General features: G+C 41.9%; 16 protein-coding genes. 2 read left to right on the top strand and 14 right to left on the bottom strand.

The genetic code is table 11. The features are described from left to right. Window positions 1-9: 9 nt before the first annotated feature. Window positions 10-195 carry a helix-turn-helix domain-containing protein gene (locus ACQCT5_RS04535; protein ID WP_499639439.1) on the bottom strand — a complete coding sequence of 62 codons (186 nt, stop codon included), beginning with the start codon at window positions 193-195 and terminating at the stop codon, window positions 10-12. Between the two features lie 178 nt (window positions 196-373). Between ACQCT5_RS04535 and ACQCT5_RS04530 the strand changes: the two genes are divergently transcribed. Both ACQCT5_RS04530 and ACQCT5_RS04525 read left to right on the top strand, forming a co-directional pair. Beyond that, entirely contained in the window at window positions 374-1,117 is a 744-nt protein-coding gene (locus ACQCT5_RS04530; protein ID WP_499639437.1) for a helix-turn-helix domain-containing protein, read from the top strand. A 12-nt stretch (window positions 1,118-1,129) separates the two neighbouring features. After that, window positions 1,130-2,242, top strand: coding sequence for a site-specific integrase (locus tag ACQCT5_RS04525; protein ID WP_499639435.1), 1,113 nt, complete (start codon window positions 1,130-1,132; stop codon window positions 2,240-2,242). 377 nt (window positions 2,243-2,619) lie between these two features. Here the strand turns inward: ACQCT5_RS04525 and ACQCT5_RS04520 are convergent, their stop codons facing one another. From ACQCT5_RS04520 to ACQCT5_RS04460, 13 genes are all read right to left on the bottom strand, one after another. Then, a complete protein-coding gene (locus tag ACQCT5_RS04520; protein WP_499639433.1) occupies window positions 2,620-3,060 on the bottom strand; it encodes a peptidylprolyl isomerase in 441 nt (146 codons plus the stop codon). Window positions 3,061-3,257: 197 nt separating this feature from the next. After that, complete coding sequence (gene lysA, locus ACQCT5_RS04515) at window positions 3,258-4,583, bottom strand: diaminopimelate decarboxylase (RefSeq protein ID WP_499639431.1); 1,326 nt, start codon at window positions 4,581-4,583, stop codon at window positions 3,258-3,260. A gap of 220 nt (window positions 4,584-4,803) precedes the next feature. After that, a complete protein-coding gene (locus ACQCT5_RS04510) occupies window positions 4,804-6,276 on the bottom strand; it encodes a spore germination protein (protein WP_499639975.1) in 1,473 nt (490 codons plus the stop codon). Beyond that, window positions 6,221-6,835: a stage V sporulation protein SpoVABEA gene (spoVAEA, locus tag ACQCT5_RS04505; protein WP_499639429.1), complete on the bottom strand. Its 615-nt coding sequence runs from the start codon at window positions 6,833-6,835 to the stop codon at window positions 6,221-6,223. The genes ACQCT5_RS04510 and spoVAEA overlap by 56 nt, the downstream gene beginning before the upstream one ends. A gap of 6 nt (window positions 6,836-6,841) precedes the next feature. Then, complete coding sequence (spoVAE, locus tag ACQCT5_RS04500) at window positions 6,842-7,192, bottom strand: stage V sporulation protein AE (protein ID WP_499639427.1); 351 nt, start codon at window positions 7,190-7,192, stop codon at window positions 6,842-6,844. Continuing rightward, window positions 7,192-8,202 (bottom strand): stage V sporulation protein AD, encoded by a 1,011-nt coding sequence (spoVAD, locus tag ACQCT5_RS04495; RefSeq protein WP_499639425.1) that lies wholly within the window; start codon window positions 8,200-8,202, stop codon window positions 7,192-7,194. Before spoVAD ends, spoVAE begins: the two co-directional genes overlap by 1 nt. A 14-nt stretch (window positions 8,203-8,216) precedes the next feature. Continuing rightward, the gene (gene spoVAC, locus ACQCT5_RS04490; RefSeq protein WP_386639002.1) at window positions 8,217-8,675 is read right to left on the bottom strand and encodes a stage V sporulation protein AC; all 459 of its coding nucleotides are present in this window, start codon (window positions 8,673-8,675) and stop codon (window positions 8,217-8,219) included. A gap of 14 nt (window positions 8,676-8,689) precedes the next feature. Continuing rightward, complete coding sequence (locus ACQCT5_RS04485; RefSeq protein ID WP_386639111.1) at window positions 8,690-9,112, bottom strand: stage V sporulation protein AB; 423 nt, start codon at window positions 9,110-9,112, stop codon at window positions 8,690-8,692. After that, window positions 9,102-9,722, bottom strand: a complete 621-nt coding sequence (locus ACQCT5_RS04480; protein WP_499639423.1) for a stage V sporulation protein AA — start codon at window positions 9,720-9,722, stop codon at window positions 9,102-9,104. Before ACQCT5_RS04480 ends, ACQCT5_RS04485 begins: the two co-directional genes overlap by 11 nt. Before the next feature lie 512 nt (window positions 9,723-10,234). Beyond that, entirely contained in the window at window positions 10,235-10,990 is a 756-nt protein-coding gene (gene sigF, locus ACQCT5_RS04475) for an RNA polymerase sporulation sigma factor SigF (protein ID WP_204418051.1), read from the bottom strand. 12 nt (window positions 10,991-11,002) lie between these two features. Continuing rightward, complete coding sequence (spoIIAB, locus tag ACQCT5_RS04470; RefSeq protein WP_386639008.1) at window positions 11,003-11,440, bottom strand: anti-sigma F factor; 438 nt, start codon at window positions 11,438-11,440, stop codon at window positions 11,003-11,005. Then, window positions 11,440-11,790: an anti-sigma F factor antagonist gene (spoIIAA, locus tag ACQCT5_RS04465; RefSeq protein ID WP_499639421.1), complete on the bottom strand. Its 351-nt coding sequence runs from the start codon at window positions 11,788-11,790 to the stop codon at window positions 11,440-11,442. The genes spoIIAB and spoIIAA overlap by 1 nt, the downstream gene beginning before the upstream one ends. Before the next feature lie 126 nt (window positions 11,791-11,916). Continuing rightward, window positions 11,917-13,080, bottom strand: coding sequence for a D-alanyl-D-alanine carboxypeptidase family protein (locus tag ACQCT5_RS04460; protein ID WP_499639419.1), 1,164 nt, complete (start codon window positions 13,078-13,080; stop codon window positions 11,917-11,919). Window positions 13,081-13,101 lie beyond the last annotated feature (21 nt).

The raw sequence follows: 13,101 nt of genomic DNA, 5'->3' as shown, positions 1-13,101 counted from the left end.
ATGTATAGATTAGTTTTCGTTTGTTCCATGCACCCAAGATAAAAATTCTTGAGTTGGGACTTTTATACGTTGGCCGATGCGTAATACTCTAAATGCTCCAGAATTACACAACTCATAACTTTGTCTGCGACCGATTTCAAGATATTTCTGGATGTCTTCTACATTTAATACTGGTTTGTTTAAGATTTCATTCAATGTTCTCACCTCGCATTTCCTATAAGATACTCTCATAATATCATGGACTATAATAATAAATCAAGCATTATTTCAAAAAATATTATAGTTAATTATATAAAGCTATTTTTATGTTATTTTTAGTTTACATTGAACTATATATTGCTATATGGTAGTATCACAAATAGAGGTGATTGAGTTGAATAAGTATATATTAGATTTTGATGGCAATTTAGGCGACTTCATTAAACTTTGGAGGAAAATAAAAAAGGTTAATTCTATTCAGCTTTCAAAAGCAGTCGGAAAAAGTGATGCATATATTAGTCACATTGAAAATGGAAGAAACAAGAATCCCGACTATAGTACGCTATATAATGTATTTCTGAATATAGGCATTGAAGAAGAGAAAATAGAAGATTACCTAGAACACTTTGGTTTTCTTTCTCCAGAGCGATTGGCTCACGAGGAAGCTTTAATGATAGCAAAAATGAACCCTACTAAAGAAGATATAGAGGCAATGGAAAAAGAAGCCGAATATTATCACCAACTAGAAAAAAAGGAAGAGGCTGATAAAGAGGTAAATAATGTATTCAAAAAATACAGTGGAGATATTAGTGATCCTCAAAATTCTGATGAACTAATGAGCGATATACTTACCGAAAATATAAAAGGGATAATATACATCCTCGATAATATGCAGGAGTATGACATTAACAACGCTGCTGACTTGATTATAGGTCTAGGGAAAGTATTTGATGATGTCCCCACTAATAATAAGTTGTATAAATTCCTGATTAAGTTCTTCGAAGCTAAGATTACTTCACTAGATGAAACAGGAATGGTAAAAGTAATTAATACTTTATATATAGAACTTAATCGAATTGAAAAAGAGAAAACAGCTTTTGGGAAGCCCCGCCAAAAAACATTAATAAAAAGTTTATAAGGAGCAGATAAGATGCCCATTTATCCATACGAGAAAAACGGAAAAGAACATTGGTACTATGCATTTGAAGTAAAAGATGAAGTAGGTAAAAGGAAAACTATTAAAAAAAGAGGATTTAAAGGTAAAACTGAGGCTAGAAAAGCTGAAGCTGAAGCAAGAGTACAATGGGAAAAGGGAAGTTATATTGACCCCTCAAAGATTACATTTGGAGAATATATTACGAAGTGGCTTCAAAATAAACAGGATATTTCACCTGAAACAAGATATACAAACGAAGGACATTTGAAGAATCATATTTTGCCGATTATGGCTGGGATTCCTCTGCAAAAAGTTAATGTGTCACACATTGAAGAATTGATAGGTAAATTAAACGACAAGGGCTTGGCAGATGGCACAGTAAGAAAAATATATAACTTGGTCTACACCTGCTTTAAAAATGCATCAAAAAAGGAATTAATCAGCAAGAATCCTTTTGATTTACTTGAAAAAGGAGACAAGCCCAAAACCAGTAAACCGAAAATTGATTTCTGGACTGCTGAAGAGGTTAAGCAATTTTTTAACGTTTTAGAGCATAGGCAAAAAATTATGTTCGTTTTAGCAATCCACTGCGGGTTAAGAAGAGGGGAAATTCTAGGATTGAGATGGAAAGACATTGATTTAGCAGATGGGCAATTAAGAGTTACTCAATCCCTCAGACCAAGACAAGGTTTGAAAAAGGGTACAAAGACAGATTCAGGTATTCGTTCTATTACAGTATCCCCCTTTGTACTCAGTGAACTCCAGAAACATCGTAAAACGATCTTAGAAGAGCGTTTGGCATGTGAAGAGTATTTTGATAATGATTTAGTTGTTTGTCGCTCTAATGGACTTCCAGTGAGTTTAGGGAACTTTGATAAGTTTTGGAAAAGGATTATTAAGAACACAGGTATGAGATATATTAGATTTCACGATTTGCGACATACCTGTGCATCCTTACTATTATCCACAGGTAAAGTTCATTCCAAAGTAATTCAAGAGCTCTTAGGTCATAGTTCAATTAGTATCACAATGGATAATTACAGCCACTTAATGCCAAATATGCAGGCCGAAGCAGCAAGTGCCTTAGATGAACTGTTGAATAAATAACCCTTAATTACCTTTAAGTTAAGCAATTAACTATAATTCCCTACCAAAAATCCTACCAACAAAAAAACAACCGTCTTAAAACCTTTTAATATCAAGGTTTAGACGGTTGTTTTGTTATATAGTTGTCCTTCCACCCCCGAAGGACATCAATTATAGAATTGTGTACAAGATTATATTAGCATAACTATTCAATAAGTAAAATTTTTTGTTTTGTACTTATGCCTGTTACACGATAAAAAACCAATAAATGATTCCCCAGACGAGAGACATCCCCAAAAGAACCGCAGCTAATATCCAGTTAGACTTGTTCATCCAACTCCCCACCTTTATGAGAGATAAAAAAAGAGAGCATCGCTGCTCCCTTTTTTTGATTTCGATTATTCAGCGTCGAATACTTCCACTTTTTCCATTGTGTCGCCGTTTTTCATGCTTCTGGCAGTTTCAAGGCCGGAAGTCACTTTACCGAAAACTGTGTGCACACCATTCAAATGTGGCTGTGGCTCGTGAACGATGAAGAATTGGCTTGAACCAGTGTCTTTCCCAGCATGAGCCATAGATAGGCTGCCTGCTTCGTGCTTATGTGGGTTACCAGCAGTTTCACACTTGATCGTTGTGCCGCTTCCGCCTGCACCAGTACCAGTAGGGTCTCCACCTTGGCTTACAAAGCCAGGTATTACCCGGTGGAAAACAACACCATTATAGAAGCCTTCGTTTGCTAACTTTTCGAAATTAGCAACTGTGTTAGGCGCTTCATTTGGGTATAATTCGAATTCGATTTTCTCGCCGTTTTGCATGAGTATGTATCCTTGTTTTTTCATTGAGAACATCTCCTTTAAGGTTGTATCAATCAGTCTTTATCATACAGCATTCTTTTGGTAAAGGAAAGTGAGATGCTACGTTTGTTGGGATATTGTTGGTGGGAGTTGTGAAAGCTTTGATTTTTGTGAATAATGGTATTCCCTTCGAATGCCAAAAAGGACCACCCCAGAACTAATCCAAGGATGATCCTTTTCCCTTATTTCAATATCTTCGACTTCGATTGAAACGGCAGATCCAATCTTATGAGGTCCTCGAAGGATTCTCGTTTGATGACAAGTTGTGCTTCTCCGTCCTCGACAAACACTACAGCCGGTCTTGTAATGCGGTTATAGTTGTTTGCCATGGAATATCCATATGCACCTGTACAGAATACTGCCAAATAGTCTTCATGATTCGCTTTTGGCAATGGCAGGTCCCAGATCAGCATATCCCCGGACTCACAGCATTTACCTGCGATTGAGACGGTTTCTTCAGGAATATCATTCACACGGTTTGCAAGTACCGCTTCATATTTTGCCTGATAAAGCGCTGGTCGAATATTGTCGCTCATTCCTCCGTCAATCGCCAAATATTGACGAATGTTCGGAATTTCCTTTTTGGAACCGACAGAATAGATGGTTGTTCCTGCATCTCCAACTAATGAGCGGCCTGGCTCAATCCAAATTTCAGGCATTGGCATTTCCAATTCCTTTACATGGGATTGAACGTCGCCGATGATTTCCTCCACATAACGGGAAACCGGAATCGGATTGTCCTCTTCCGTATAACGGATACCAAATCCGCCTCCTAGGTTCACCACGCGCGCTTCGAACCTGCTTTCCTCTTTCCAGACTTTCAACGTATCAAATAATTTCTCTGCAGCCATCTTGAAGCCTGTTGTTTCGAAGATCTGTGACCCTATGTGACAGTGGATACCTAATAGGTCGAGATGTGTCGCTTTTTGCGCAAGCTCCATCGCTTCCTTTGCTTGGCCGCTTTGCAAATCAAAACCGAATTTGGAATCTTCCTGGCCTGTCAAAATATAATCATGTGTATGCGCCTCGATACCAGGTGTTACCCTTAACAGGATAGACATGGTGTAATCTTTCTTTTCACAAATCTCCTGCAAAAGCTCAAGCTCCAGGAAGTTATCAACCACTACGCAGCCGATCTTTTTCTGAACAGCCATTTCAAGTTCTTCATAGCTTTTGTTATTGCCGTGGAAATGGATGCGTTCCACCGGAAAATCAGCAACTAGCGCTGTAAAAAGCTCCCCACCTGATACTACGTCAAGGGAAAGCCCCTCTTCCTTTGCCAGCTGGAACATTGCGATAGATGAGAAGGCTTTACTGGCATAAGCCACCTGCGCCTTCACTCCCATGTTCTTAAAAGTGGTTTGAAAGCCTCTTGCTCTTTCTCTTATCAGAGCAACATCATACACATATACCGGAGTGCCATACTGATGCGCAAGCTCAATCGTATCCACTCCTCCTATTTCCAAATGCCCTTTATCATTTACCTGACTCGTTCCGTGAAAGTACATATTCCGTTTCTCCTCTAACAATAGTCTATTATGTAGCAGATGTTGTACCATACCTTATTCCGTATTTGTCCAAACAGTAAGGGATACTTGCCCTGCATATGAAAAAAAACAGCTAAACAGAACTCTTTAGCTGTTTTTTAATATCCTTTAGCTCTTTATTTAAATAAACTCTACCATATCTATTTACCCCTATCAAGCGAATATTCATACTACTCCATTATTAAGGCTGCCTGAAGCGATTTTTCGGATGAACGATACTGGGTCTGACTTTTGCTCCAGGTGTAGCTCTTCTTATTAGGATCATCATTAGCGCTTTTGGGCTGAATGGTATGAACGGCCATAAATAAGGCGTATTCAAAGAGCGTGTTCCAGCTAGAAACAAGATGAACAACGTGACACCGATTATCAATCCTGGTGCATGGAAGAGTGCGACAAGTGCAAGTAAAATCAAACGAACTATTTTGTTGGCCACACTCAGCTCATAGCTCGGGGTAGTAAAGGAGCCGATTGCAGCTACAGCCACATAAAGAATTACTTCTGGAACAAACAAACCGACGTCGATGGCTATTTGCCCGATCAGAACTGCTGCAATCAATCCCATTGCGGTTGATAGCGAAGTAGGTGTATGGATGGCTGCAAGCCGTAGGAACTCAATACCTATATCAGCAAGAAAAATCTGAATGACAATCGGAATATTCGATTGTTCATTCGGCCCTACGAAGTTGATCGCCTCCGGCAGCATATCCGGCTCCAAAATCATTAAAAACCAGAGCGGCAATAAGAATAGAGAAGCAAAGATTCCTAAAAAACGCACCCAACGGACAAATGTCCCTACAGCTGGGGACTGGCGATATTCCTCCACATGCTGCACATGGTGGAAAAAGGTTGTAGGTGTGATGATCACACTTGGGGAGGTATCCACCATAATGATTACATGTCCCTCGAGAAGATGTGTGGCAGCAACGTCGGGCCGTTCCGTGAACCGTACAAGTGGAAATGGATTATAACCTTGTTTTATCAGAAATTCTTCTACGGTTTTATCCGCCATAGTCAGTCCATCGATATTGATGCTTTTTACTTCTTTTCGAACAATATCCACCAGGTCCGGATCAGCCACATCTTTTATGTAGGAAAGGCAGATATCGGTTTTAGAACGTTCGCCGATTTGGAAAATTTCGTTTCGAAGACGCTCATCACGGATTCTTCGGCGGGTTAAGGCAGTATTGACGATGATGTTTTCCACATAACCATCTCGTGCTCCGCGCACCACTTTTTCGGTATCCGGCTCTTCCGGATTTCTACCCGGATAAGATCGCGTGTCAACGACAAACCCACTATCTTCCCCTTCAAGAAGTACGACGATTAGCCCGCTAAGAACCTGATCCACCACTTCGTCGAGATATTCAATGTTTTCAACCTGCTGATGAACAAGGCGGTTATGCACAATTTCCTTTACTTTGCTTGATCTTCTTTCCACATCATTGAGATGCACCAATTCCTCGAGCAATTCAATGATATAACTTGTATCACATAATCCATTGACATAATAGATGTTCAATTCCTTACCCAGGACTGTAATTTTTCTTACACCGAGATCAAAGCTCTCATTCAGTCCGACTTTATCTTTGAAGAATTTCTCATTCGTCGTCAGTTTCGGTGAAATCGGGATTTTTTCCATTCCATTGTGAGACATCATACCCATTCCTCTCTAAAATGATTTCGACTGCTTTACTGGTAATGGGGGCACCGTTTTTCACATCATCTTTACGTGCCATTTTTCCAATATCGCCAATTCCTACGATGATGGGAACGTTGATTGTATCCAGGCAATAAACGGTATCTCCGTTTATTCTTCCGATATCCATCTCCTGGATACCACTTTTATCGACGCCATATGAGGATACGTGTAAATCACGATCTACGGTGACATTCACCTTCGTCCATTCTGATTGATGTGTTTTGGATGCAACCGCAATGACCCCTAATACGTCCACTTGCGGGTGGTTGGCAACATGCTTCAAGGCAATCTCCCCTGCTCCTTCGCCCAAATAACCACTGTCATCAAACATCACAAAGACAGGCTCCGATTTCGCTTTTAAAATCAATTGAACAATTTCCTCCCCGCTTAATAGGGTCGGATTGCCAAATGAACTTGAAATACAGCGGCCTCCATAATGCTTGGCAACATATTGAATGGTTTTTTTTGCGTACACATCCCCATCCGTGACTAGAATGACCCGTTTTTTTATCATGATGAACTATCCCTTCGGCTTGAAGATTAATGCCACAAGAAATGCAAAAAGAATGGCAGCAGAGATACCCGCTGATGTTAATTCAAATATTCCCATTCCTATCCCAATCAATCCATGTTTATCTGCTTGATGCATCGCTCCATGCAGCAAGGAGTGACCAAAGCTTGTGATAGGGACAGTGGCACCGGCTCCCGCAAAATCAATGAACTTATCATATAGTCCAAAGCCATCCAATACCGCACCGATTACCACGAAGCTGCTCATCAAATGGGCTGGAGTCAGCTTGACAATGTCAAGTAAAAGCTGGCCAACTACACATATGAGTCCACCTACAACAAAGGCAATGAAGTATTCCATCAGCACTTCACCCTCTCCAACACAACGCCATGTGCAATGGTAGGAATTGATTCCTTTTGTTGGATCATGGTCGGACTAAGCAGGGCTCCTGTCGCGACAACAAGTATTTTGTTATATGTTCCATTTTTCAATTCATTCAAAAGATGGCCATAAGTGACAACTGCACAACAGCCACAGCCGCTTCCACCAGCGAATACCTCTTGATCTGGCCTGAAAATCATCAGTCCGCAATCCGTATGAATGGTTGAGATGTCATAGCCCTCTTCCTTTAACATCTCTTTTAGAATGGGACTTCCTACACCAGAAAGGTCACCTGTTACAATCAAATCGTATTCATCCGGCTGAATTTGCAGGTCCTGCAGGTGTGCCTGGATGGTATCCGCCGCAGCTGGAGCCATCGCTGATCCCATGTCAAACGGGTCTGTAATCCCAAGATCCATTACCCTTCCGATTGTTGCAGCACTTATTTTCACTTGACTCGGTTCCTTGCTTACAAGGGCTGTCCCTGCACCCGTTACTGTAAAAGTGGCCGAGTCCGGTTTTTGCCCTCCATATTCCGTTGGATACCGAAACTGCCGTTCTGCTGTGGCATTATGACTGCTTGTAGACGCCAACACCCTATTGGCAAAGCCTCCATCCACAAGTGCTGATGCCATTGCCAATGTTTCCATCGATGTTGAGCAGGCACCGAACATACACAGAAAGGGAATCTGATGGTGTCGGGCCACGTAATTGGCTGTGACATTCTGATTCAATAAGTCTCCTGCCAGGAAAAAATCGATATCCTTGTATTTAAGGTTCACTTTTTCCAAGCATGCAAGAATCGATTGCTCCATCAATCTGCGCTCCGCAAGCTCCCAATTGTCTTCTCCACAATGAAGTTCTTTATGGGTGTGGTCAAAATGAACGCCCAAAGGACCGTCCGCCTCTTTAGGTCCTACGGCTGTGCCAGTTGCTGTCAGATAGACTGGATTCTGAAAAACCCATGTTTGTTTGCCGACGAATCTCACTTTTCACTCCCCCCTTATCCTGTAAAACTCATATTAAATAGATAGCGTATGAATCCAACAACATATGCAGCTACCACTCCGAACACGATGACGCTCCCTGCAAGCTTGAACATATTCGTTGCAACACCAAGAACCAACCCTTCGCTACGGTGCTCCAAGGCTGCACTTGTCATTGAATTCGCAAAGCCTGTGACCGGTACAGCCGAACCCGCACCCGCAAACTGTCCGATTTTATCGTAGATGCCAAAACCGGTCAATAATGCGGAAAAGAGAATAAGGGTCGCAACTGTTGGATTTCCTGCTTGCTTTTCCGAAAAATCGAACACATTTATATAGAAGTTCTGAACAGCCTGGCCAATCAGGCAGATCAGTCCACCAACGAGAAATGCTTTGATACAATTCAACAGATATGGAGGCTTGGGCTGATACTTTTTTATATTCTGCTTATAGTTATCTTTTATCTTTTCACTCATTCCTGCTTCTCCTTTCATAAGTCCACAAAAACTAGCCAATGATAAAGCGAGCCAAGTATTTTCCCAAATACTATCGCCATTAACAGGATTGCCATCTGCCCATCCACCCCGATCCGTTTTGCAAGAATCGGCAGTACATTGAGCACTTCCGTCAAGGCCGCGGCAAGCAGCCCCACAAATACTCCACAGAAAAGTCCGATCGGAACAGCAATAAAAGACGGGAGATGAAACGTCACATGATTCAGGCTGATCCAGCTGCCGAACAAGGCTCCACCAATGACACCCCATTCATAGCTGAAAACGAATCTAGTTGTTTTGGTCAGCTGCGTCAATCGCGGAATGATACCAAGCACGGCAAGAAATGCCACAAATCCTGAACCCACCGCCAGCCCCCCTGCCAGTCCGAGAAAGACGACAAAGATGATGCTAATGGTCATCAGTCTGTTTGGAGCTTTCTTTATTTTCTTGCATGATGACATACATATCGAGATCCTGCTGATAGTTGAACATTTCCACTTCAAGCGGGCTCGGTTCCTCGTTAATGCGCTTTCTGAACACGTGGTTAAAGAACAAGATCATCCCTAGGCCCAATCCGATGGAATATGGAATTTGCAGGAGTAGCGGTTTTTCGTCATCCAATCCAGTAATGGTCTTGAAAATTTTCTGGTGGACAATGCGCATGCTTACATCTTCATGAAAATTCATGATGGCCAGAGCAGCTCCCAGAAAGAGAAGAAGCCACACTGCTGCAAAAAACATCGGCCTGAACTGCTTTGTCCCATAGACAATTTCTACAATCGTCTGGGCTGGCCCAACCGTCTGCACATCCAGATCAGGGTCAGCTTTACGCAATTCCTTCAATACCCGCATAATATCAAGGACGACAATGGACTTATCGCTTCTGTTCACTTGGTGGATGGCAATTCCACCGACCATCCTAAGCACCTCTTCATCCCCGACCAGCTGACCTACATCCCCGATTGTGATGGTCTGGTTTGGACGAGCTTGAATACGATGACGCATGCGTATATACAAGATTTTATCCATCTCCGGAACACATCCCGCCAAAACATTATTGTTTGTATATGTAGTATGGATTAGTGGGAGAATTACCATGCAAAGGAAAAAATAATGGGGAGAATTACCACAAAGAGTGGCGGGTAGTCTTTTGGTTCTTGCTTAGATTTGGGGTTGTGGTCTTATAAGGAGCACTTTGTGACCACGATAATGGGATAACAGAGGAATCGTGGTCTCAAAAACTCTCTTTGGGACCACGATAATACGATAACAGGGAAATCATGGTCTCAAAACTTCTCTTTGTGACTACGATAGTGCGAAACCAGAGGAATCGTGGTCTCAAAACCTCTTTTTGTATCCACGATAATGCGATAACAGAGGAATCGCGGTCTCAAAACCTCTTTTTGGGACCACGATAATGCGATAACAGAAAAATCGCGGTCTCAAAACCTCTTTCTTTTTGGGACTACGAAAGTGTGAAACAGAGGATCCTGGTCTTAAAGTGCGAAATCAGCCAAAATAAAAAAACCGTATGGATAATTTTACTCATCCATACGATCTTTCATTTGTACCAGTATTTTTTTCTCAAGCCTGGAAACCTGCACCTGGGAAATACCAAGTCGCTGGGCGACCTCTGTCTGTGTCTGATCCTTATAATAGCGAAGGTAAACGATCAGTTTCTCCCGCTCATCCAGCTCTTCTATCGCTTCCTTCAAGGCAATCTTATCAAACCATCTATTTTCCGAATGGTCTGCAATCTGATCGAGCAGGGTGATTGGATCCCCATCATTTTCATACACGGTTTCATGAATGGATGACGGTGCTCTTGCTGCCTCTTGCGCAAGTACCACTTCCTCAGCTGTTATCTCGAGGAACTCTGCGATCTCGTTGATGGTAGGTACGCGGCCGTAGCGCTTCGACAATTCATCCTTCGCTTTTCTTATTTTATTGGCGACCTCTTTCAGGGAACGGCTAACTTTCACACTCCCGTCGTCGCGTATGAAGCGTTGAATTTCTCCAATGATCATTGGTACAGCATAGGTGGAGAACTTCACGTCGTAAGAAAGGTCAAACTTATCCACTGACTTCAACAATCCGATGCACCCAATTTGAAAAAGGTCATCCGGCTCGTATCCTCTATTCATAAAACGTTGAACCACCGACCAGACAAGCCGCATGTTTTTGGAGACAATCAGATCTCTTGCCTCCTGTTCACCATCTTGGCTTCTTTTGATCAGTTCTTTCACTTCATGATCTTTTAAGTAAGTTTGCGTTTCGTTTTTGACCTCCACATCCATAGGCTTAGCTCCTTAATTGCAAAGCGCTTTGCTCTTAGCTAGATATTTGGTCATACGGATCGAGGTGCCTTCTTGCGTTGAGTGAATATCTACATTATCCATAAAGTTTTCCATAATGGTAAAACCCATACCAGAACGCTCGAGCTCAGGCTTAGTAGTATATAGCGGCTGTCTAGCTTCCTCCACATCTTCAATTCCCATGCCTTTATCTTTGATGGTGATATGAACGGCACCATCTTCCAGTTCTACTGAAATATATACCGTGGCAGTGGGATCATTGTCATATCCATGAATAATGGCGTTTGTTACAGCTTCTGATACTACCGTCTTGATTTCAGTCAGCTCATCCATAGTGGGATCAAGCTGCATGATGAAAGCAGCTACAGTTACCCGGGCAAAAGACTCATTTTGACTGAGTGCAGAAAATTCAAGGTGCATCTGATTTCTCATTATGCCACCCCCAATTTCTGCAGTGCATTTTCTTCGCTTTCTTCCAGGCGAATGATTTTAAACAAGCCAGACATTTCAAACAATCGCTTTACTGGTGGTGAGATGGAGCAGACCACCATTTCTCCGCCATTGCTTTTTATTTGCTTATATCTGCCTAAAATGACACCCAACCCAGAGCTATCCATGAATGATAACTGCTCCAAATTCAAGATAATATGAGAGAGATGATGCTTCTCAATGATACTAGAAGCTTGTTCACGCAAATTCTCCGCCGTGTGGTGATCTAATTCTCCAGCTAATCGTATACATAGGACATTTTGTTTAACTTCCAAATCAACGGTAAGACTCACTGTACTTTCCTCCTTGTGGAATCATCGTTCAGTGAGTCAATTTCGATTTTTCTATAACAAAATCCTGCTTAGGGACAAAACTAGTGCTAATTCGCTAAAGAGTGTGCAAAACCGTCACTAATTTCATCAGTCAGATTTTGTAAAATGTCCCATGGAACGTTTAAACAATTGCCACCAACTTGCTTCGAGACTATCTGAACCCGCAACAAGATTACTCTCGGATAGAACCTTGTCCCCTTTTTTCAGGATGATCGTTCCCACTTTATCCCCTTTCTTAATAGGAGCCTGTAGCTTCATATCAACCTTGATTTCCTTGACCACATCATCCACGTTTTCACCCTTTTTGGTTAGGACGGAGATTGGTTCGCTTGTTACAGCTTCCAGCTCCTTATCGGAACCCTTGCTGACTTTCACTTTGGCGACTTCAACATTGCGTTCGAACATCGGATGCGTTTTATAATGACTGAACGCAAAATCAAGCATGTTTGTTATCTGTGCATTACGATCCTTTGGAGTTGGCGCTCCGAACACTACAGCAATGACACGCATATTATCTTTCTTTGCAGTTGCAGTTAAGCAATATTTAGCTTCTTGGGTAAAGCCTGTTTTTACACCATCGACACCAGGGTAAAATCTAACAAGCTTATTCGTATTAACTAACCAGAATTTCTTTTCCGTATTTTGACGAAGGTAATCTTCGTATTGACCTGTATATTTTGTAATTGCTTCGTACTTCAACAGTTCTTTAGCCATGACTGCCATATCAGAGGCAGTACTATAATGATTCTTTGCTGGAAGGCCTGTCGGATTCTGAAACAGGGTATTTTCAAGCCCCAGTTCCTTCGCTTTCATGTTCATTTGTTCAACAAAAGCCTGCTCTGACCCGGCAATTCGTTCAGCCATTGCAACTGAAGCATCGTTTCCGGATGCTATTGCAATACCACGCAGCATTTCATCTGTCGTCATTTCTTCACCTGGCTCCAGGAAAATCTGGGAACCACCCATGGAGGCAGCATGTTCACTTGTGCGGATTTTTTCATCCCAAGTCAGTTTGCCTTCATCCAACGCTTCCATAATTAACAGCATCGTCATAATTTTGGTCATACTTGCAGGCGGTAATTTCTCATGTCCGTTTTTCTCATAGAGAACCTGACCTGTATCACGCTCAATTAATATTGCAGATTTCGCATTTTCAGTAAGTTGAACACTTTTTTCCTCCGCCTGTGCCAATGGGCTGAATGCGGAAAAAGCAAAAGCAATGGCAATTATGGCACTTCCAAACTTCTTCATCCTAATACCTCCATTCTTTTT

Origin of the sequence: Sutcliffiella halmapala (assembly GCF_050107295.1) — a bacterium.
Lineage (GTDB): Bacteria > Bacillota > Bacilli > Bacillales > Bacillaceae_I > Sutcliffiella_A > Sutcliffiella_A halmapala_A.
The sequence above is the reverse complement of the archived record's forward strand: the minus strand, read 5'-3'. Positions and strand labels throughout refer to the sequence as shown.